Origin of the sequence: Psychrobacter sp. AOP7-B1-24 (assembly GCF_052376215.1) — a bacterium.
GTDB lineage: Bacteria > Pseudomonadota > Gammaproteobacteria > Pseudomonadales > Moraxellaceae > Psychrobacter.
Window position 1 is genome coordinate 33,386 of record NZ_JBQSVL010000007.1, and the last position, 21,549, is coordinate 54,934.

General features: G+C 42.9%; 16 protein-coding genes and 2 tRNA genes. 9 read left to right on the plus strand and 9 right to left on the minus strand.

Annotated features, from left to right (window positions below; all coding sequences use genetic code 11):
• The 5 genes from ACT3QP_RS02745 to rsmH form a co-directional block, all read right to left on the minus strand.
• Complete coding sequence (locus tag ACT3QP_RS02745) at nt 1–1,467, minus strand: UDP-N-acetylmuramoyl-tripeptide--D-alanyl-D-alanine ligase (protein ID WP_444524387.1); 1,467 nt, start codon at nt 1,465–1,467, stop codon at nt 1–3.
• Nucleotides 1,468–1,564: 97 nt separating this feature from the next.
• Entirely contained in the window at nt 1,565–3,229 is a 1,665-nt protein-coding gene (locus tag ACT3QP_RS02750) for a UDP-N-acetylmuramoyl-L-alanyl-D-glutamate--2,6-diaminopimelate ligase (RefSeq protein WP_444524388.1), read from the minus strand.
• An 83-nt stretch (nt 3,230–3,312) separates the two neighbouring features.
• On the minus strand, nt 3,313–5,418 hold the full coding sequence (locus ACT3QP_RS02755; RefSeq protein ID WP_444524389.1) for a peptidoglycan D,D-transpeptidase FtsI family protein: 2,106 nt from the start codon (nt 5,416–5,418) through the stop codon (nt 3,313–3,315).
• Nucleotides 5,415–5,915 (minus strand): cell division protein FtsL, encoded by a 501-nt coding sequence (ftsL, locus tag ACT3QP_RS02760; RefSeq protein WP_444524390.1) that lies wholly within the window; start codon nt 5,913–5,915, stop codon nt 5,415–5,417. The genes ACT3QP_RS02755 and ftsL overlap by 4 nt, the downstream gene beginning before the upstream one ends.
• Before the next feature lie 242 nt (nt 5,916–6,157).
• Complete coding sequence (rsmH, locus tag ACT3QP_RS02765; RefSeq protein WP_444524391.1) at nt 6,158–7,234, minus strand: 16S rRNA (cytosine(1402)-N(4))-methyltransferase RsmH; 1,077 nt, start codon at nt 7,232–7,234, stop codon at nt 6,158–6,160.
• A gap of 297 nt (nt 7,235–7,531) precedes the next feature.
• On the opposite strand from rsmH, the gene gltX reads away from it, so the two are divergent.
• The 5 genes from gltX to ACT3QP_RS02790 all read left to right on the plus strand — a co-directional run bounded on the left by gltX (nt 7,532) and on the right by ACT3QP_RS02790 (nt 12,291).
• Complete coding sequence (gene gltX / locus ACT3QP_RS02770; RefSeq protein ID WP_444524392.1) at nt 7,532–9,058, plus strand: glutamate--tRNA ligase; 1,527 nt, start codon at nt 7,532–7,534, stop codon at nt 9,056–9,058.
• 143 nt (nt 9,059–9,201) lie between these two features.
• Complete coding sequence (locus ACT3QP_RS02775) at nt 9,202–9,579, plus strand: hypothetical protein (RefSeq protein ID WP_444524393.1); 378 nt, start codon at nt 9,202–9,204, stop codon at nt 9,577–9,579.
• Between the two features lie 201 nt (nt 9,580–9,780).
• Entirely contained in the window at nt 9,781–11,766 is a 1,986-nt protein-coding gene (locus ACT3QP_RS02780) for an oleate hydratase (protein WP_444524394.1), read from the plus strand.
• Nucleotides 11,767–11,981: 215 nt separating this feature from the next.
• Nucleotides 11,982–12,057 (plus strand) — tRNA-Ala (locus ACT3QP_RS02785).
• A 158-nt stretch (nt 12,058–12,215) separates the two neighbouring features.
• Nucleotides 12,216–12,291: transfer RNA gene (locus ACT3QP_RS02790), tRNA-Glu, on the plus strand.
• Nucleotides 12,292–12,422: 131 nt separating this feature from the next.
• On the opposite strand, the gene ACT3QP_RS02795 is transcribed toward ACT3QP_RS02790, so the two are convergent.
• Together ACT3QP_RS02795 and ACT3QP_RS02800 are read right to left on the minus strand one after the other, a co-directional pair.
• Nucleotides 12,423–12,965 carry a hypothetical protein gene (locus ACT3QP_RS02795; protein ID WP_444524395.1) on the minus strand — a complete coding sequence of 181 codons (543 nt, stop codon included), beginning with the start codon at nt 12,963–12,965 and terminating at the stop codon, nt 12,423–12,425.
• 96 nt (nt 12,966–13,061) lie between these two features.
• Entirely contained in the window at nt 13,062–13,361 is a 300-nt protein-coding gene (locus tag ACT3QP_RS02800; protein WP_444524396.1) for a hypothetical protein, read from the minus strand.
• A gap of 284 nt (nt 13,362–13,645) precedes the next feature.
• Here ACT3QP_RS02800 and ACT3QP_RS02805 point away from each other — a divergent pair, with 284 nt between their 5' ends.
• Nucleotides 13,646–14,299 (plus strand): LysE family translocator, encoded by a 654-nt coding sequence (locus ACT3QP_RS02805; RefSeq protein WP_444524397.1) that lies wholly within the window; start codon nt 13,646–13,648, stop codon nt 14,297–14,299.
• 415 nt (nt 14,300–14,714) lie between these two features.
• Nucleotides 14,715–15,710, plus strand: a complete 996-nt coding sequence (locus tag ACT3QP_RS02810; protein ID WP_444524398.1) for a hypothetical protein — start codon at nt 14,715–14,717, stop codon at nt 15,708–15,710.
• A gap of 61 nt (nt 15,711–15,771) precedes the next feature.
• Here the strand turns inward: ACT3QP_RS02810 and acnA are convergent, their stop codons facing one another.
• Nucleotides 15,772–18,600, minus strand: a complete 2,829-nt coding sequence (gene acnA, locus ACT3QP_RS02815; RefSeq protein ID WP_444524399.1) for an aconitate hydratase AcnA — start codon at nt 18,598–18,600, stop codon at nt 15,772–15,774.
• Between the two features lie 325 nt (nt 18,601–18,925).
• Nucleotides 18,926–19,936 (minus strand): DUF3025 domain-containing protein, encoded by a 1,011-nt coding sequence (locus ACT3QP_RS02820; RefSeq protein WP_444524400.1) that lies wholly within the window; start codon nt 19,934–19,936, stop codon nt 18,926–18,928.
• Nucleotides 19,937–20,063: 127 nt separating this feature from the next.
• Between ACT3QP_RS02820 and ACT3QP_RS02825 the strand changes: the two genes are divergently transcribed.
• Both ACT3QP_RS02825 and ACT3QP_RS02830 read left to right on the plus strand, forming a co-directional pair.
• Nucleotides 20,064–20,780: a metal-dependent hydrolase gene (locus ACT3QP_RS02825; protein WP_444524401.1), complete on the plus strand. Its 717-nt coding sequence runs from the start codon at nt 20,064–20,066 to the stop codon at nt 20,778–20,780.
• 190 nt (nt 20,781–20,970) lie between these two features.
• Nucleotides 20,971–21,549 carry a YchJ family protein gene (locus tag ACT3QP_RS02830; protein ID WP_444524402.1) on the plus strand — a complete coding sequence of 193 codons (579 nt, stop codon included), beginning with the start codon at nt 20,971–20,973 and terminating at the stop codon, nt 21,547–21,549.

Sequence of the window (21,549 nt, forward strand, 5' to 3'; positions counted from 1 at the left end):
CTACTCCTCGACTAGCGCATTGATAAGTGTTTCCATCTGCATGGAACGAGAGCCTTTAAACAACACAGTACAAGGCTGAGCCTGTTGCGCTTGTAAATATGGCTGTAAGTACTGCAACAAACTGTCTTTATCAGCGAATGCATGGGCACTGATATCAGAAATCTCTTTTGCACCTGCTACAGTATAAGGCGCATACTCACCCACACACAGTAAAGCATCAATACCCGTAGTCGCTATCGTACGTCCCAAACTTTGATGTTCGCTAACTGCCGCATCACCCAGTTCTGCAATATCACCTAAAACCATGACTTGCGTCCCTGTTTGCGCCGCCAACACCTTGGCAGCTGCACGGACTGAATGTGGGTTGGCATTATAAGTGTCGTCAATCAATCGATGCATGCCGAGCAGCTGACTGTTCAAACGACCTTTGGCTGGACGGGCATTTTCAAGCCCAATGACAATATCGTCTACCGCGATATTTAAGGCATGCGCGCATGCTGCAGCTGCTAAAGCATTATTGACATTATGCTCGCCTGCTAACGGCAAAGTGATATCCTGTACTTGGTTACCAATGTGTAGCTTAAACTCACTGCGTTCAGGCTCAACATCTAAATGACTTGCACTCACACTCGTGTTACCAAAACCAATCACATGTGAGGTATGCTTTTCAGCGATACGACGCAATTGATTGGTAAAGTCATCTTTATCAGGCACGATGGCAAACTGAGCATCGGTTAATGTACTATAAATCTCCGCTTTGGTCTGACAAATACCTTCACGGCTACCAAACTCACCCAAATGCGCAGTACCGATATTTAAGATACAAGCCACATCAGGCTGAACAATTTCAGTCGTATAAGCAATTTCACCAATATGGTTAGCACCCAACTCTAAGATCGCATAGCGATGGTGATCCGACAGCTCAAGGAGCATCATCGGCACACCCAAGTCATTGTTTAAATTACCACGAGTAATCAGCGTTGGCGCCAGTCTGCCAAAGATACTACCAAGCATCTCTTTGCAGGTGGTCTTACCGCTAGATCCTGTAATCGCAATCACTGTGAGGTCAGTATGCTGCTGACGACGATAGGCAGCCAACTGCCCTAACGCCAGACGAGTGTCATTCACTATCAGCTGTGGAATGCTATTTGAATCGGTGATAGTGATAGGCCTCGATACGATAGCCGCCACTGCACCTTTTGATGCAGCCAAATCGATATAATCGTGGCCATCAAAGTTATCACCGCTGAGCGCTAAAAATATATCACCTGCTTTTATCGTACGGGTATCAGTGGCAATACGGTTACTACTGACCGCATCTTTTGATAGTACTGTCCGCCCTGCGCTTATTTTTTCTGGTGATAGCTGCCAATGACCATCAAGCGATGCTGTCGCGGCAAGTAAATTATCCACTTGCCAGACATACAGCCCTTGTGCCTGAATGGTATTATCGTCGTCGGCTGTCATAGTGATTACCTTATATGATGACTACTTAGTTTTTATAAAAATCAAATCTTCAGATACTGATGAGGCCGTCAAAAATATTGAGACATATGCCAACTTGCTATGCTCGTCCGGCTTGCTCTAGTGTTTGCCGCAATACAACACTGTCATCAAAATCATAACGAATATGGTTTATTTCTTGATAGGTTTCATGACCTTTACCAGCGATAACGACAATATCGTCAGCCGCTGCATGACAGACGGCATATTCAATTGCTGCTTGACGAGCAGGTTCGATATGGGTGCGTTGGTATTGCTCAGCGCTCATTCCCACCTGCATATCTTGCAAAATTACATTAGGGTCTTCAGTACGTGGGTTGTCCGCTGTCAATATGACCTGGTCTGCACCTGATAGTCCTGCTTGCGCCATCAATGGACGCTTGCCCGCATCACGATCACCCCCACAGCCAAACAAGGCCCACAACTGTCCTTTGCAATGCGTTTTCAGACTGGCTAGTACTTGGCTCAACGCGTCAGGCGTGTGCGCATAATCCACGATAAAACAGCCGTCGTTCGAGGGCACTCGCTGCATGCGACCCACAGCGCCTTGTAACTTTGGAACCACTGTGGCAATACGCTCCAAATCAGTTCCTAAAGCAACCACGGCACCAATAGCAGCAAGCAAGTTTGCCACATTAAAACGTCCCAATAGTGGACTAATAATATCTGTACGGCTTTGGTGTTCATCACCAAAATCAGCACACAAACAAACTTCAACACCTTGTAAGCTCGGTTTGATTTCAGTCGCTACAAAAGTTGCTGTTTTTGATGGATCTAAACTATAAGTCCAGACCGTTAGACCGCTGGCATTTGCTGTATCGATCATTACCTGTGCATACTCATCATCAATATTGATAATGGCATGGGTCAAATCAGGAAAATGTCTGCTATCAAAAAGCTTGGCCTTTGCCGCTGCATATTCTGCCATATCAGCATGATAATCTAAATGGTCGCGACTCAAATTGGTATAAATCGCCACAGACACTGGCATGCCTTGCAAGCGCTGCTGATCTAACCCGTGCGAACTGGCTTCCAAGGCTAATATCTCAGCATTCTCTGAACCCATTTGATATAAGAATTGCTGGACAGCCAAGGCGTCACCAGTGGTATGACTGGCTTGTTGCAGAGCACCAAGTCGACCATTACCTGCTGTCCCCATCACGGCACTACTCATGCCCGTCAGCTGTGTTAATTGTGCTACCAATTGACTAATAGTGGTTTTACCATTGGTGCCTGTCACTGCAACGACATCGGGTAAATCGACTGGTTGCTGATATTGCAAACGCGCTTGAATCAAATCACCTAAAAAATCGCGGATATTCGATACATACAATACAGGACAAGGTAACGCGGCTAATGACTGCTGCTCGCTAGGGTCATCAATCATAGCGAGTAATATGACAGGATCTATTTCTGATAGGACAAAAGCCGCATTCTGAGCGGCTTGATATAAGTAGTCACGACTTCTTTGATCATTTGACGTCTGGCTTTTTAACAGGACAAATACATCACCTGTCTCTAACTGACGACTATCTAAACGAAACTGCTGAAATGGGATGTTGATCGCCATGTCCATATGGTTAGATGTATCTTGAATCACTATATGTGCTTTAGATGCCGCTACTATCGCCATTGATAACTGCTGTAAACCATGTTTGCCACTGTCACTAGATTGAATCAGTTGTTGCAAGGTAACAGTCGTATTGTTGGGCGATAAGATAGTCATCGGCAAATCCTAAACGGTTAAAACAAATTAAAAAGTTAAAGGTTAAATATTAAAAAATCTTCATAAACCCACATCTAAGATCATCAATTTTCAGTTTTTAATGGCTTATCTAAAGGTACATTGTACAAACGCAGCGCTTCCTTCATGACATTATGAAAGACCGGAGCAACTGTCAGACCAGCATAAATCTGACCACGTGGATCTTCGATCAGCATCACGCCGACGAGCCTTGGATTGGACGCAGGTGCTATACCAGCAAAGACGTTACGATATTGATCGCTATAGTAGCCACCGTCTGGATTGATACGACGTGACGTTCCTGTTTTACCAGCGACACGATAACCGTCGATAGCGGCGGCTTTTGCTGTACCACCTTGCTCAGTGACACTTTCCAGCATTTGAACAATCGACATCGCTTGTTCATGCTCCATGATACGTTTGCTTGGCTGCGTCTTATCATCTTTGATTAATGTCAGAGGATGCATCACACCGCCTGCAGCCAATGCTGAGTATGCTTGCGCTATCTGTGCCACAGTTACTTGTAGACCATAGCCATAACTGACAGTTGCGCGCCTTGCCGTTTCTTTTTCTTTTGGTGTAACGACCATACCTTTGCCTTCACCAGGGAACTGAAGTGTTGTCTTTTCGCCAAAGCCAAACTGCCTTTGCATGTTGGTAATAGCATCAGCTGGTAGCGACAATGCAATCTTAGTAGAAGCGACGTTACTAGATTTCTGTAATAGCGTGGCCAAATTAATCATGCCCAGGTTATTATGATCACGAATAGTATAACCACGTACACGGATAGATCCAGGATTGGTATCGATTAAAGAAGTCGGCGTATACTTACCAGAATCTAAAGCAGCAGCAACCGTAAATGGCTTCATGACTGATCCAGGCTCAAAGACATCTAACACTGCTCTATTACGCTGGTTTTCACCGGTCATCTCATTCAAATTATTGGAGTTAAATGATGGCCAAGTCGATAATGCCAGCACCTCACCCGTTTGTACATCAACGATCATTCCTGTCGACCAACGTGCCTTCTGTAAACGCCCTGCTTTTTCTAGTTCTTTATAGAGCAAGTACTGCAAACGCGAATCAATAGTCAATGCCACATCTTTGCCAGGAATTTCTGGCTCAATTTGTTTGATCTCTTTCAAGCTGTTCTGTTTGGCATCTTTTAATACCAATACTTGACCATCCTCGCCTGCTAGCTCTTTTTCGTACTGACGTTCGATTCCAGCACGACCTTCATAGCCCCCATCAGGGTCATTGGCGTTTTGGCCCATAAACCCAAGCAATTGCGAGTTCGGTTGTGGCTGCGGATAATAACGCTGAAAGAAGCTTTTTTCATAGACACCAGGAAAATCAAGCGAACTGACACTCTGAGCAATCTCAGGCGTAACTTTATTCAATAGCGGTAGATAATGAGATCCCGGACCAGAAGGCAGTACTGTCTTAACAGCAGCTTCATCGGTAACATCTATACTGTCATCGATTGCAGTGACTTTTTCTAGCTTACTGACTGAAATATTCGCGGCCGCGGCCAGTTTGGTTAGATCCATACCGTCTAAGCGCTTTTGCATACGAGCAATCAGTTGCGGACTATCAGGATTGGTCAGAATAATACGTTTTAGCTCGTAATATTCGCGAGCATAATCATGCGGGCTAAAAGAAACGGTGGCTAGTGGTGCACTGACGGCTAACGGTAAGTTATTACGATCTGTAATCATGCCACGATAGGATTTTTGTGTGCGTGTGCTGGTGATGAGCTCATCGCCTTTATCTTGATAGAACGGCGCATTAGCGACTTGTAAATAGTAAGCTCGAGCGATCAGCAAGCCTAATATAATAAGTGCAATAGCCCAAATAGTACGAAAACGGTTTTTATCCTGATCGAAGCCACCACGCGAAGAAGCCCCTGACGCCTTACCCAAAAACCCTCTTTTGCTTTTTTGGTTTTTAACACTGGTATAAGCACCTTCTGTATCATTCTTTTTTAGACGATCAAATAACTTGGCTTTACGGTTGCCAGATCCTTTACGTTCAGACTTACTGCTGGTTTGCCCAGATTTAGCCGCGCTTGCAGGACGCAGTGGTTTGGTGACTTTGCCACTAGCGGATTTTTTTCTAGGCGTCTTTGCTGTGCCTTTGCCTTTCGGATTATTGGATTTTTTATCACTCATTGTCCTGCCTCCACTGAATCAGAATCAGAATCAAGCGAATCATCTGCTTCATAAACATCTGAATCATTTGTAGTAGAGACACCTGGGATATCGGGAACAGCCGTTTCGTCAACCACTGGTACTACTGCAGTTGCAGTCCCTGGTTGGATAATAAGCTTGTCTTTGAGTGTTGGTGAAAACATGCCTAACTCAGATACTGCCCGGCTGGCGATTTGCGGGGTAGCACTAAACGTCTGTTGCTCAATGAGTAAACGTTGGTGCTCAACTTGTAGCTTGCGCTCTTGTTTTTTCATGTCTTGCAAGGTTTTATAATCCTGATGGTATTGCTGGACGCCTTCGGCAGTTTTAATACCGCTCCATACAATCGCTGCTGCTAGCAGCAATAGCACCACCGCATAAATACTAACCACGTTAAATCGGCGAACAAACAATTCGCCGATATCGGGGTTATAAGATGATGCAGCGCGACGGTTTGTCGGTTTGTCAGATATTGCCATGACGATCTCAAAAAGTGAACTTCAAAATGTAAAAAGCGATAATCGTCTATGAGTGATAAAAAACTCATTAGCCGTCAGCACCATCAAAATATAAACAAACAAGAAAGCAATTGCCGAGCCTATCAGATAATGTTTACAGCTTTTTAACAGCTGCGTAATCATTAGGACAACCCGTCACGTGCTAGAAACAACAAACGCCCCAGTACTTATTATTCAAGCAAGAATTATTGTGCAGTGACAAATTATTGTTCAGTGACAGGTAAATAGTCGATATCTGTACGAGTTGCCAGTCGCAGCCATGCACTACGCGAGCGTGGGTTTTGACTGGTTTCAGCTTTGCTTGGGCCCACACGTTTAGGCTTACTAAAGTAACGCGGGCGATTGGGCGGCATCGGTAGATTTTCGTCTTCTGGATATTGCCCTTTACTATGGCGTTGCAAAAACTGCTTAATGCGGCGATCTTCTAACGAGTGAAAGCTAATCACCGCCAATTGTCCGCCTGACTTTAAAATCGGAATGCTTTGTTCTAAAAAGGCATCGACATCGCCAAGCTCATTATTAATAAAAATTCGCATGGCCTGAAAGCTCTGAGTCGCGGGATGTTTGCCGCGTTGCCAATTAGGGTGCGCAACTTTAATGACTTCTGCTAACTCAAGCGTCGACTCATAACTGTCCATCTGCTTGATCGCACGCGCGATGCGGCGGCTGTGACGCTCTTCGCCGAACTCATAAAGCACATTGGCCAACGTTTCGTCATCGACTGTTTCTAACCATTGGGCGACCGACTGGCCACGACTGGTATCCATACGCATATCGACCGCGCCATCACGCATAAAGCTAAAGCCACGACTGCCATCATCAATCTGCGGTGAAGAAATCCCCAAATCCGCCATTAACCCATCCACCTCAGTGATACCCATGGCTGCTAAGCTGTCTGTCAATGTCGCAAAGCTGTCATGAACCACTTTTACGCGGCTATCAGTATTTGCCAATTCTTGAGCCACGCTAATGGCTGTCGGGTCTTTATCAAAAACAATCAGCTGCGCATCATCGGCAAGTTGACTCAATAGCAACCTGCTATGTCCACCGCGCCCAAAGGTTGCATCGACGTAAATGCCGCTTACCTTCAAGCTATTCTGGTCGTCATTGCCTGTTTGCTTCGGCAATGATTTAACACCCAGTACTGCCGCGACGGTTTCTGGTAGCAGCACAGCATCATGAACAAAACTTAATTCGTCAGCGTTGGTATCGTCAGTAGTTTCAGAATGATTTACGTTAGATAGTGGTTTTTTTTCTGGCTTATTATTTAATAGTGACACAAACGACTCAGTAGATGGCGACCATATTGGCCAGTAATAGTAAAAATCAGATGAAAATAAACAAGTTATGTCTTGTCTAGCATTATTATCGCAAGGATATATCTGTAGTCAAGCGCTAGAAGGGCTTTTCATTAAAAATATCCCATCTCTCTGTTATACTAGCGCTATATTTTACGCTATTTTTCAGTTTTGACTGCTACTGTTTTACCCGTATTTTTTATTCAATTTTGTCACGTATATTTGTCATTACTGTTTTTCGCCGCCATCTTCTATAAATAACAACACTTTGAGATTCCTATGACGCAAACATCGACCCAAGCACCAACGCGCCCTATTCGTACTCGTATCGCGCCTTCACCGACTGGCTTTCCTCACGTAGGAACGGCTTATATCGCACTATTCAACTTAGCCTTTGCTAAAGCGCATGGCGGCGAGTTTATTTTGCGTATCGAAGACACTGACCAAACGCGCTCAACTGAGCAATCTGAACAAATGATTTTGGATGCGCTGCGTTGGGTAGGACTCGATTGGGCAGAAGGTCCAGACATCGGTGGTCCACATGCACCTTATCGTCAGAGCGAGCGTGGCGATATCTATAAAAAACACGCTGAGCAACTGCTAGACAGTGGTCATGCTTTCCGCTGTTTTTGTACCAGTGACGAGCTAGATGCGATGCGTGCGGCACAAATGGCCAATGGCGAGACTCCTCGTTACGATGGCCGTTATGCCAACTTATCACGTGAAGAGTCAGACAAAATGGTCGCCGATGGCAAATCATACGTCATTCGTATGCATGTACCAACCGAAGGCACTTGCCAAGTACATGACATGCTACGCGGTACGGTTGAGATTCCTTGGGCACAGGTCGACATGCAAGTGCTGCTCAAAACTGACGGCATGCCTACTTATCACTTAGCCAACGTCGTCGATGACCACTTAATGGAAATCACCCACGTTATGCGCGGCGAAGAGTGGCTAAACTCTGCGCCTAAGCATCAATTGCTATATGAATATTTTGGTTGGGAGATGCCTACCCTTTGCCATATGCCATTGCTGCGTAACCCTGACAAATCAAAGCTGTCTAAGCGTAAGAACCCAACCTCTATCACCTATTATCGTGATGCAGGCGTGTTGCCAGAAGCGCTGCTAAACTACCTCGGCCGTATGGGCTACTCGATGCCTAATGATGCTGAGCAGTTTACCTTAGATGAAATGATTGCCAGCTTTGATATTCAGCGTGTGTCACTGGGCGGCCCTATCTTCGATATCGAAAAACTGAACTGGCTAAATGCCGAATGGCTACGTGCCCTCACGCCTGAGCAACTAAAAAACAAAATCCTTGAATGGGCAAGTAATAGCGACAAGCTAACGGCTATCGCAGCAGCGATTCAGCCACGTATCGAGCTATTGTCTGATGCCGTTAATTGGGGCGGTTTTTACTTCCAAAACTTACCTGATATCAGTGCTGAGAGCTTTACTCATAAATCACTTACGCCTGAGCAAATCATCGAGATGCTACAGCTGTCATTATGGCAGTTAGAAGTCTTGCCAACTTGGTCGGAAGAAAATATCTACGCCACGCTAAAAGGTCTGGCGGCTCACCTTGATATTAAGATGCGTGACTTTATGGCGCCGTTCTTTATCGCTATAGCTGGTAGCAGCTCATCGACGCCAGTGATGAACTCTATGGCAATTATCGGTGCTGATATGACCTTGACACGCTTGCGCCATGCAGTTGATGTATTGGGTGGTCTGGGTAAAAAGAAACTAAAAAAATTAGAGAAACAAGCTGCTGAGTTGCCAGACTTTTTGGCAGCTGAATAACTTATCTACTAAACAGTCGATTAGCTGAAATTTATGAATTTAGAAGGGTCAGGCCAGTCCTGACCCTTTTTTTGTTATTGATAGGTATTACCACCCTTAAACTATTAAATATCTTTTACCAAACCTTTTAACTGGAAACAAAAATGGCCGCCAAAACCGTCACGATAGAAAGCAAAGATTATGTCTTTAACACGCTCAAAGAAGCGCAGAAATACTATAATGCCATCGTCAAAGAGCTTTATGATGCAAAACTTACTCTGACAAAAGGTCAAGATTTTGAAGATTTAAAATGGATATACACCACTTACTGTGGTTATACCAAGCATAATCTAGACAAATTAAGCGATTTTGAAATTACTGGCTTCAAAGGTATCAGAACCGTCAGAGAAAAAGGCGGTCAATATGTCCCTACTGAGTGCTGTGTAATCATATTTTCTGATAGTAACTCTAATAGTACTGAAGAAGAGTTTTATACTGATAAAGCCATCAAAGAGATCGCTCTCAAGCAAAACCCACGCTAGTTAGTGCTCATCATGCTAACAAATCTAGCGATATTCAGGCATCGCACATCAAAAGCATTAAAATTACTCATAAAATCAATCTGATAACAAATGTAAATACTATAGTTTAAAACAGGAGTGTTAGAAGGTAACTATTAGGCGTATTATTAAGTTGTCATGAAGTAATAATTCATTTTATTTAATCCGTAATGGAGCGAAGCAATGAGTGATAACCAAAACAACTTTAATGAAAACTTAGCACTAAATAATCATAATAATAAAACCAAAAATTTTATACATCAGCCTGATGCTAGTAGCACTTATTTTCATAACAGCCCCTCGCAAAGCCTACCTTTCGCGGACAAAATCGGTAACTATCAGCGCAATATCGGCAGACCGACTGACGCCTATCAAGACAGTAAGGTTTACATTGTAGGTAGTGGTATCGCAGGGCTAGCAAGTGCCTACTACAGCATCAGAGACGGCAAAGTTCCTGCAGAAAACATCACTTTTTTAGAGAAATTAGACATAGCTGGTGGTTCACTGGATGGCAAGGGTACAGCAGAAAGCGGTTATATGGTTCGCGGTGGTCGCGAGATGGAGTTTACTTACGAGAATTTTTGGGATTTATTTCAAGACATACCCGCACTGGAAATGCCTGAGCCATACAGTACGTTAGATGAATATCGCATGGTCAACGACGATGACCCCAACTACTCTATTGCTCGTTTACTACATAATCAGGGTGAGATAAAAGATTTTAGCTATTTCGGCTTAGCTAAAGCAGACCAGTTAGCAATCATCCGACTACTACTAAAACGTAAAGAAACTTTGGATGATCTGAAAGTTGAGGACTACTTTAGTGAGCGTTTTCTTACCAGTAATTTTTGGACATTTTGGCGAACTATGTTTGCCTTTGAAAACTGGCATAGCTTACTGGAATTAAAGCTTTACATGCACCGGTTTTTACAGGACTTAGGTGGTCTCCATGATATGTCTGCACTGGTATTTCCAAAATACAACCAGTACGATGGTTTTGTAGTACCGCTACGTAACTACTTGATCAAAAAAGGTGTCAACTTCCAATACGACACGCTAGTGACCGACTTAGACATTGATGTTGATGTTGATGTTGATATTAACCGTACCGATGACGAAAATGCGAAAAAACAAGTTCGTACCATTATCGCTCAAACAGCAGGCAAACCGGCCAATATCTCAATAACGGATAAAGACTTTGTCATTGTGACCACCGGCTCAATGACTGAAGACACGCGTTATGGCGATAACAATAACTCACCAAAATTAGACTTCAATAAAGACACCATGGGTCAATCATCTGGTTGGCAACTGTGGAATAACTTAGCGAAAAAATCTACAGTCTTTGGGCATCCTGAAAAATTTAATACTCACGTCGATCAGTCTTCTTGGATGTCAGCCACATTGACCTGCAAGCCTTCAGCGCTGACTGATAAGCTTAACACCTTATCGGTTAATGACCCCTACTCTGGTAAAACAGCAACAGGTGGCATCATTACCTTTACGGATTCGAACTGGCTCATGAGTTTTACTTGTAACCGCCAACCACATTTCCCTGATCAGCCAAAAGACACCTTAGTGCTTTGGGTATACAGTTTACTGATGGATAAAGAAGGCAATCATGTTAAAAAACCTATGCCTAAATGTACGGGTAGCGAGATTTTAAGCGAGCTTTGTTATCACTTGGGAATCAGCAGTGAGAGCGATAATGTCATAGACAATACCATCGTCAAAACGGCATATATGCCTTATATTACCTCAATGTTTATGCCTAGAGCCACAGGTGATCGTCCCGATATTGTACCCAAAGGCTGTACCAATTTAGGATTGGTAGGGCAGTTCGTCGAAACCAATAACGATGTGGTGTTTACTGTCGAAAGCTCTGTCCGTACGGCTCGTATTGCTGTTTACTCATTACTTGATGTCAAAAAACAAGTGCCAGATATTGATCCTTCACAATATGATATCCGTCACTTATTGAGAGCGGCGCATACACTCAATGATGGTAAAGGCTTTATTGGAGAAAGCATATTGCGTCATCTCCTCAAAAACACTTACTATGAGCATGTCCTACCGCCATCTGACTCAACAAGTAATAAAAACGATAAACCCAGTAATCCTTTATTCTCTCAACAGTGGGAAGCTATCAAAGGGCTGTGGAACAAATAACGCTATTAAACTGGTTTTAATATTACGGTTATCTTGTATAGCCGTAATATTTTGCTAGGGCGTGTTCTCAATTTAAACTATAAATGGGCTAAAAATGGCCAAATTAAGCCCTATCAACCCCCTGAAAACCCTTATTTTGATTATTTTTGCATTATTATTAAAATAGTAGTTGACAAGGCTGCTGCTCTTACATAAAATACGCACACTCTTAGCGAGGGGCTATAGCTCAGTTGGTAGAGCACTTGCATGGCATGCAAGGGGTCAACGGTTCGACTCCGTTTAGCTCCACCATACTTATTTATAGCAACGCTCAGTACTACTGAAACGTAACTTTAAATACTCGCTAGTAGGACTATATCAGCACCTAGGCAATGCTTGTTCTATTAATAGATAAGCTATCTGATATTGTGAAGTACCGTTGTAGCCTTTTTGGTTATAACACTCTATGCGTCCCCATCGTCTAGAGGCCTAGGACACCGCCCTTTCACGGCGGTAACGGGGGTTCGAATCCCCCTGGGGACGCCACTATTCGGCGTCACTTATTAGCACTTTTGCTTAGTATCAGATCAGACTAATAAGCGAACAATAAAAAATCCCAGTCATCATACGGTGATTGGGATTTTTTATGTCTGTTGGTTTTTATTTAAAAATATCAATCAACATTGCACTAGCACTCTAACAGCAACCAGCTTGTTGTCTAGGAAACTTAGGTATAGCAGGTCATCACTCGTCTTTTCATAGATGGAATACATCGTATCGTAAGCTGTTTTTATATCAGTGGACTTTATACTAACGGTGTTGTCTGAGGCAGTCGCTTTATATTTATCAACTTCAAATTGTTGAAGGCTTAAGCTTTTGGGATTGAAGTTGTTATCGAAAAATAATTCATGGTATCTAATATGAAGCCCGTCGGGAATGCCCACTATTTTCATGATAGCACCCTGATCACCTGTGATATCAACTTCCATGTTGCCATACTGATAAATCGCTTCGTCGTAACTCTCGCCTATTTCTTCTTCGGTAAAAAACCCGCCACACTCAACGTTATAAAGTTTCTTAAACTCACCGCCGAACGTGGTCATGCTTTTAATTTTCTCTAGACTAAAAGATTTACCAATCTCGATTTCTCTTATATTTGCGTCAGAGTGTTTCTCGATTTTTATACTACTGTCAGAAGCTTCTGCGTTTGCTGTGTTCATACCCGTGCTACACGAGCAAATCAAAAAAGACATAGCAAATAAGAACACATACTTATAAATCACATGACTATCCTCTAAAATCGGTAAATTGTCATATCAACGATCATAACAAGAGACAAACTCTCTAATCGCCCAGCCCCAGTGCCTGTATTCGCCCTTGTAGTAGCCTTCTAAATATACCCACGGACGGTTTTTATTATCATAAGTGGTATCTGTGACATACACCTCGCGATCATTACGCAGCTTATTAATAACCTTGCCATTAGGCTCGTCGCGGATATTTAATGGTGTTTCAGTCGGATCTGTTACTTTGCAAACTCTTTCGGCATGTGCGGCACTTAGCCCAACAGTTGTGGCCAAAACAGATACAGCAACGGTGCAAGCCAAACGTTTCATTTTAAATCCTCATTATCAACAAATGTTTTATCCAATCTTTATATATTATCAGAATTGGTATTGCCTATCTGCAATTTCTATAAGGTATTTACGTTTTATCCATTTCACAGGTGCTAAATATAAAATGTGTCTTATCATTTCTGAGATTAATATTTATTGAGTATTTTACTCTATTGCCAACCCAGTCAATGCTCGCTACTATCTACCCTATAAGCATTTTATAAAATACATAAAAGCTTTATTACACATGGAAAATTAGGGTTATCAAAAGAAAGGGATTTGCGATGTTTGGTATCGAGAATTATCTAGGGTTTATCTTAGCCGCTATTTTATTAAACCTAACGCCAGGCACGGATAGCATGTATATCATCACCCGTAGCGTTTCGCAGGGGCAAACAGCAGGGTTTTATTCTGTTCTTGGCATTACTTCGGGTATTTTGGTACATACGTTATTGGCGGCGCTAGGATTGTCCGTGTTGCTTGCCAACTCCCCGACTGCTTTTATGATTGTCAAATACATTGGGGCAAGCTATTTGTGTTATCTAGGCTTTAAGATGCTGACGAGTAAAAACTCTAACTCAATAGCGAACAGTTTGTCCAAAGATAAAGGCGTGACTAGCCAAAAGGCTGTAGATGGCTGGCAAATATACAAGCAGGGTGTGTTGACCAATGTGTTCAACCCAAAAGTCGCTTTATTCTTCTTGGCCTTCTTCCCGCAGTTTATCGACGCTAGTTACGCTTATGGCATGCTATCATTTTTGATGCTGGGACTGACTTTTGCGACTACTGGCTTTATATGGTGCTTGTGTTTGGCGCTACTGGCGGCGCGGTTTAGTACACGCTTGCGTGAAAACCCCTCTATTGAAACCATGTTAAACAGAATCAGTGGTGTGGTGTTTATTGGGCTGGGAATTAAGCTGTTGACTGATAAGGGTTAAGTATAAGTGTTTAAATTATTCATTTGAATTAAGCTATGCTGATCATCTGTATCGGCTAAGGTATAAATTTATGAGCGCTTCTAATCAAGATATTGAGGACTTAAACTTCATTATAACTGAAGGAGTAAGGATCAATAAATTATTTAGACTAGATCCTGAGTTGTACAAAAGTGATTTTAACAATGATATGGACTGCATGTTTTCTTCTTAAGAACCACCGCAAGACATAGGTAAAATTGATTACACGTCAATTCAATTCAATTTTTCATCAGCTGCTCAGAGAGTATTAAAAAATATCGCTAAAAGGCATCATAGAATTGCTGAAGGTATAACAGTAAATGCGTTAGAAACTGAAATTAAAAATTCCATATATATACATTTAGAAAGTCATAGTAATTTTGATCCACCCGGTTGTATGAAATTACTCGCAAGAGCGCATAAACGAGCAAGGAGAAGTAGGAAGCAGATTACTTACTTTTTTCCGTTTAATGCAGCTGGTCTGAATCCTGAAAAAGAAATAAATATTAGAGATTTAAAGATAATTCATAAAGATAGTGTTTATGCCAAAGTTAACGATGATAACCATCATCGTTTCTTTTTAAAGAGTAATGAAGATAGCTTCAATTGTCTATTACATATACCTATACCAGAGAGCTCTAGTAAGCTGAGTAAGCACAGAGCAGTGAGCGTCGCAAACTTCATATATGGAGTTATTAGGGTTTTTGCCACATCCTATCACTATAAAGCCGATCAAATAATATTGTTGAATCATTCTTTTCATAAAGATACTACTCATTATATAGCTAATAGCAATGATGATTATTGGATTGAAGGATCCTATTCGTTCAATGAAGATTTAAAGGGATTTTGGGGCTTATTCGAAGAAGACTTAAAGTCTGATATAGGAACTGTTATAAGCAAGCTTGCTAATCATGCAATCTCTATCAATAGCAACGAGTGCTTAGCAGACCGTTTGATTGACGCATTCTACTGGTTTGGAGAGGCAGCAAAAGATAATAATGAAAACACTCAAATTATTAAACTTGTCACTGCGATGGAAAGATTAGTCACTTTATCTGACAAAGATATAACAAAGAATTTCTGTAACCGTATAGCTTGTACCATTGCTACTTATCATGGTGATCTAGATAGATGGAAGAGTGATTTGAGCAAAATATATGACCTCAGATCAAACTTGGTTCATGGTTCTCGAAGTCTATATAAATCATATGATTTACCATTAGATTTTAATCCGTTTCAACTAGCTTACCGCGCTATACTTTCTACTTGTATATTGTTTGATAAAGTAGGTTTGGAACTTTCGGTGAAAGAGAGTAAATTGAAAAATATATATGCTGAACTAATTGAGATTGGTAAAGACGATAAATATAAGCAGAAGAAGAGTCCATAAAAAAGCCCAACCCCATACTTTGAATGGGATTGTGCTTTTTTATATCAAACTTAATTAAACACTAACCTGCGTCTTTACTCTCCGCAGCTAGCTGACGTAGCACATAGTGCAATACCCCACCATGGCGCACGTATTCACGCTCTTTTGGTGTTTGCAATATGACATTAACATCGAAGCTCTCGGTAGAGCCATCAGCACGTGTAGCAGTAACCGTAGCAGTTTTGCTCTCGCCATTTTCTAAACCAGTGATACTCAATACCTCTGAGCCATCTAGGTTATAAGTGGCTGCATCTTCACCGTCTTTAAAGGTCAATGGCAGTACGCCCATACCCACTAGGTTTGAACGGTGAATACGTTCAAATGAGCTGGTCAATACTGCTTTTACGCCGAGTAAAATTGTACCTTTGGCAGCCCAGTCACGACTAGAGCCAGAGCCATACTCTGATCCACCAAGTACCACAAGCGGACGCTTATCTTCTTTATACTTCATAGCTGCGTCATAAATGGCCATTTCTTCGCCATCTTGTAACGTAGCGCTATCACCATTGAAGTAATAGGTATAGCCGCCCTCTTTACCAGCCATCATCGTATTTTTGATACGGATATTGGCAAAGGTACCGCGCGTCATGACCGCATCATTACCACGGCGTGAGCCATAGCTATTGAAGTCCGCTTCCAGCACACCGCGTCCTTGTAGATACTTGCCTGCTGGCGAGTCTGGATCGATATTACCCGCTGGTGAGATATGATCGGTGGTGATTGAATCACCAAACAGACCTAAGATACGCGCACCTTCGATATCAGGAATGCCTTCTGGCTCCATGGTCATACCATCAAAGAACGGTGGGTTCTTAATGTAAGTCGACTCTTCACTCCATGGATACAGCTGACTATCCGCTGAACTAATGGCGTTCCATGCTTGACTACCCGCAAACACTTCACCGTAATTTTTGCGGAACATGTCAGCATCGATATTATTAGCAATCAGCTCATTGATCTCTTCTGAGGTTGGCCAGATATCTTTTAGATAGACATCATTGCCGTCTTGATCCTGCCCAAGTGGATGCGTCGTCATATCGATATCCACCGTACCTGCCAGCGCATAAGCCACGACGAGCGGTGGTGACGCCAAGTAACTGGCTTTGACGTGTGAGTGGATACGACCTTCAAAGTTACGATTGCCTGACAGCACCGCTGACGCAACGAGATCATTCTCTTCAATGCCTTTTTCGATGCTGTCAAGCAATGGCCCTGAGTTACCGATACAAGTGGTACAGCCATAACCAACCAAATAAAAGCCTGTTTTTTCCAGCTCGTCCATCAGTTTGGTTTTTTCCAGATAATCGGTCACGACTTTTGAGCCAGGTGCTAATGACGTTTTGACCCAAGGCTTAGCTTTCAAACCTTTTGCCGCTGCTTTTTTCGCAACCAAACCTGCACCAATCATGACCGCTGGGTTTGAGGTGTTGGTACAAGAGGTAATGGCTGCAATCACAACCGAACCATCACGGATTTTATGGTCTTTGTCATCAATACTCACGGTAGAGAAAACGCCATTGGCAGGTTGATAGCCATCGTCTTGATCCTCGTCAACCTTAGGCTGTGCGGCTAACGTTTCCGCTTGTTCTTGCTCGCCGCCTTCTTGGTCGAAGCGTACCTTGCCTTCTACTTCTGACTTACGGTCTTTATTCATTTTTGCTAACGTTTCGCCAAATTTTTCATGCATATCAGACAGATTGATACGCTGCTGCGGTAAGTTTGGACCCGCTAGTGCCGGTTGTACTGACGATAAATCCAGCTCTAGCTTGCTTGAATAAGTCGCCGCTGGTGTGTCAGCATCGTGCCATAACCCTTGCGCCTTGGCATACTGCTCGACCAGTTTAATTTGTGATTCTTCACGACCAGATAAACGCAAGTAATCAATCGCCATTTGATCAATCGGGAAAATACCACAAGTCGCGCCGTACTCAGGTGACATATTGGCAATAGTGGCGCGGTCTGCTAGCGGCATACTGTGTAAGCCTTCACCATAAAACTCAACGAACTTACCGACCACGCCATGCGCACGCAACATCTCGACCACACGCAACACCAAATCGGTTGCCGTGACGCCTTCGGTCAGCTTGCCTTTAAGCTCAAAACCGACCACTTGCGGAATTAGCATTGATGAAGGTTGACCTAACATCGCCGCTTCTGCTTCGATACCACCCACGCCCCAGCCAAGCACGCCAATACCATTAATCATGGTGGTGTGACTGTCCGTACCGAATACGGTGTCAGGATAAGCAATCAATTCACCATCAACATCAGCCGCCATCACAACACGAGCCAGATACTCAAGGTTTACCTGATGCACGATACCAGTGGCTGGCGGTACGACCACAAAGTTTTCGAACGCTTGCTTGCCCCAATGCAAAAACTCATAACGCTCATTGTTACGCTTAAATTCAATTTTTTCGTTCAAATCTAGCGCATCTTCGCGGCCGTAAGCATCGACTTGTACAGAGTGGTCGACGACCAGTTCACTAGGAATAAATGGGTTAATCTGCTCAGCCTTACCGCCCAGCTCAACCACTGCATCACGCATCGCTGCCAAATCCACAACCGAAGGCACACCAGTAAAATCCTGCAAGACCACACGGGCTGGCATAAAGGCAATCTCTTTTGATGCCTCTGCACCAGCATCCCAATTGGCAACGGCTTCGATATGGTTTTTGCCAACTGACTGACCGCCATCTTCATTACGTAATAGGTTTTCTAATACAATTTTCATGCAAAACGGCAGCTTGCTGATGTTCTCATAAGTTTTGGTTAGCGCTGGCAGGCTATAGTAGGCATGTTCCTTGCCATCGACCGTAATCGTGTCTTTTACATCAAAAATATCGCTCATAGTAGCTTCCTTATCATTGTTATATATCCTGAACATAAACGCTCTAACGCTTATGCTGATAATTGGTGGCTAGATAAACCTTTTATCACTTATTGTTAAGAGCAATCGCAGGTTGAAGCAATCAACCTACAATTGCAATTAATAGAATGGTGAAATAAATAAAATAGCTAGGTGCCTTTTTAACTCATCTCTCTATCTTTCAACAATAACGTCCTTTTACCATAACAAAGATGTCGACCTTTGTTAACGCCTAGACGTAGTCAAATCGTGGCACAATCGTAAACGTAACAAAGGCTTAGATACGCACTGCTCTCTATCGCTCTTATTACTTTGCGTTCATTATTTTCTTGCGACGGCCACTGCGAAACACATAGTTATCATCGTAAAAGCGCGGATCAATATTTTTTGACCAAAAGTGTGGCACACCTAAAATAGGCAGTGGCGCAAGCTGACGCGGTGTAACGCCCTCTTTTGATAATAACGTATTCATGTATTCGGCAACCTTATTATCCAAGCGGCTCATACGCTCAGCTAATGATAAGGCAAAAAACGCTTGTGAAACATGAATGACAATGCTGTGAGCGCATAGAGGTTTGCGTGGATGTATCAGTTGCTCAAGTAAGGCATGACCAAAGATATAGACTGCGGCTTGAGCACTCGAACTTGGTTGTTTTGGATTGTCCCATTTAGCACGTGGCGCCACCAAACTTGCCTGCCAATTAAAGTCAATCAACGCTTCGCCGATATTTGGATCTACCGTGACGAGTACGGCGCCATTTTCATCAAATACAGTGATAGTATCTCGCACACGCCCTCGATGCTCACTGACTCCTTGTGCTGCTATCTCTAACATATGATAATAATTGAGCAATGCTTTTGTCTTTGGAAAGGTTAACCAAATACTGCCATTAAATAAATCATGCAAATTATCCCGCGTCGGAATATGACCAGTCGTTGCAATAAAAATTTCATACGCCTCGCCTTCAGGTAGCGCATCCTGCGAGACAAACTTTAAAGCGTGCACTTGATTGTCTTCAGTCGGCTTGGTAGTAGGTAGAAACTCCTGTATCTCTTTCCTCTGCCGATTAAGCGCAGTATTTAATACATCAGCGATGACATCTATTAGCGGCTTTTCATTCACCGCATCTCCTATTACGTTTTCTGGTGCTGTTATGGTGCTTAGATTTTGAATGGTTTCACTGATACTGCTCAGTTGATTAAGGTGGCACATCCATGGTGACTGCCAATCAATCTCAGCAAAGTCTTTATCAAGCACGGTAGCGCTCTCAACACGGACATCAGAGTCAAGAATGACAGGTAAATCATTAGTAGACATAAACGCTTTCTCTTAAGGGTTGTCTATATTAAACGTATAAGCGGGCTATGGTATCATGGTGCCCTTTTTTACTACTAGATGAGCTGCTCGAAAGGTCTTTTTGAGCGCGATGGATAAATGAGTTTGTATGGCTAATTTTAATACCCACCTAAATGTTGCATTTATGGTCAGCGGCACGATGAGTCTAACGGTTTATAAAGCTGGATTACTCAATGATTCAGGGTTTTTGGTGTGCGTGGCGCTTGGCACTATCGGTGGGCTGTTACCGGACTTGGACTCGGATAATTCGACACCGATTAAACTTGGTTTTAACATTACTTCGTTTATTTTCGCCTTCGGTTTAGTTATGCATTGGCGCAGTGAGCTGAGTTTATTATCATTGATGGCGTTATGGCTAGCAGGCTATGGCTTTATGCGCTATGTGGTGTTTTATGTATTCACCAATATGACGGTGCATCGCGGTGTGATTCACTCCGTTCCTTATATGGCCATATTAGGACTGGGATTAACTTATCTCAATTATTTTGTACTACAGCTGCCACTGACGACCAGCTGGTTTTATGGTTTGTTTTTATTTGGTGGGGCTATGGTACATTTAACCCTAGACGAGCTTTATAGCGTTAACTTATCCAATATGAAAATGAAGCGCTCATCAGGTACTGCGATGAAGTTTTATCAGCATGATGACAAATGGTGGTACTGTCTACTGTACATTATCCTTTTGCTGCTGCTATATGTTGCCCCGCCTTTTGAGCCGTTTTGGCAACAGCTCCGTGATCCAGCACCTTGGGCACAGCTCAAAGTCGGTATATTGCCAGATATGATAGAGAGTATGCGACGTTAAAGTCTTGTGGTGTTATAGTTTATCCACTATAAAATAAGTACAGCGATACGGGTTAGGTTTTGCGCAGCCTCTGTCTGCGTAGGCACAGCAAGCAAGAAAAATTTAACCCGTATCGTATGGTTATATCTCTTTTATTTAGGACTAACTATATAAACTACAGAGCTAAATTCAAAAAAACCTTGAGTAAAATATGCATCCTTTCCTACAGACTTGCCCTTGCCAAATCAATCCAGCATCAACATCGGTAGGCTCAACGCCACTATCCTATCAAGACTGCTGCCAGCCTTATCATGATGCTTTTTATAATAACGAAACTGATCGAGCAGGTAATATCTATGCAGAATCTGCTGAGCGATTGATGCGCACGCGTTATAGTGCCTTTGTGTTGGTTAGGCCAGAGTATATCGTCAAGACTACGCTGCCTGCGCAGCAAGATTTGCTTGACGTAGAGGCAATTGAGAGCTGGGCAAAAGAGACGGACTGGGCAGGACTAGAGATTGTGGAGCACACACCAAAGCTTGGTAAACGTCATGCCAAGGTGGAATTTAAGGCGTATTTTAATACCAAAAACAATATAGAAGGTTTAGCAGAGAAAACACAGGCGCATCATGAGCTGTCTGCCTTTGTAAAGGTAAAAAGCAAGGCTGATAACGACGCGCGGTGGTACTTTTTAGACCCAACGGTCGCGATGACTATTAGCCAAAAGCAACCGTGTATTTGCGAGTCTGGTGAGAAATTTAAGCGGTGTTGTGGGAGTTATTTGGGTTAG

Bases quoted from the DNA above. Each gene is read 5' to 3' on its own strand.
- ACT3QP_RS02745 (WP_444524387.1), bottom strand. From the start codon at position 1,467: ATGACAGCCGACGACGATAATACCATTCAGGCACAAGGGCTGTATGTC.
- ACT3QP_RS02750 (WP_444524388.1), bottom strand. From the start codon at position 3,229: ATGACTATCTTATCGCCCAACAATACGACTGTTACCTTGCAACAACTG.
- ACT3QP_RS02755 (WP_444524389.1), bottom strand. From the start codon at position 5,418: ATGAGTGATAAAAAATCCAATAATCCGAAAGGCAAAGGCACAGCAAAG.
- ftsL (WP_444524390.1), bottom strand. From the start codon at position 5,915: ATGGCAATATCTGACAAACCGACAAACCGTCGCGCTGCATCATCTTAT.
- gltX (WP_444524392.1), top strand. From the start codon at position 7,532: ATGACGCAAACATCGACCCAAGCACCAACGCGCCCTATTCGTACTCGT.
- ACT3QP_RS02775 (WP_444524393.1), top strand. From the start codon at position 9,202: ATGGCCGCCAAAACCGTCACGATAGAAAGCAAAGATTATGTCTTTAAC.
- ACT3QP_RS02780 (WP_444524394.1), top strand. From the start codon at position 9,781: ATGAGTGATAACCAAAACAACTTTAATGAAAACTTAGCACTAAATAAT.
- ACT3QP_RS02795 (WP_444524395.1), bottom strand. From the start codon at position 12,965: ATGAACACAGCAAACGCAGAAGCTTCTGACAGTAGTATAAAAATCGAG.
- ACT3QP_RS02800 (WP_444524396.1), bottom strand. From the start codon at position 13,361: ATGAAACGTTTGGCTTGCACCGTTGCTGTATCTGTTTTGGCCACAACT.
- ACT3QP_RS02805 (WP_444524397.1), top strand. From the start codon at position 13,646: ATGTTTGGTATCGAGAATTATCTAGGGTTTATCTTAGCCGCTATTTTA.
- ACT3QP_RS02810 (WP_444524398.1), top strand. From the start codon at position 14,715: ATGAAATTACTCGCAAGAGCGCATAAACGAGCAAGGAGAAGTAGGAAG.
- acnA (WP_444524399.1), bottom strand. From the start codon at position 18,600: ATGAGCGATATTTTTGATGTAAAAGACACGATTACGGTCGATGGCAAG.
- ACT3QP_RS02820 (WP_444524400.1), bottom strand. From the start codon at position 19,936: ATGTCTACTAATGATTTACCTGTCATTCTTGACTCTGATGTCCGTGTT.
- ACT3QP_RS02825 (WP_444524401.1), top strand. From the start codon at position 20,064: ATGGCTAATTTTAATACCCACCTAAATGTTGCATTTATGGTCAGCGGC.
- ACT3QP_RS02830 (WP_444524402.1), top strand. From the start codon at position 20,971: ATGCATCCTTTCCTACAGACTTGCCCTTGCCAAATCAATCCAGCATCA.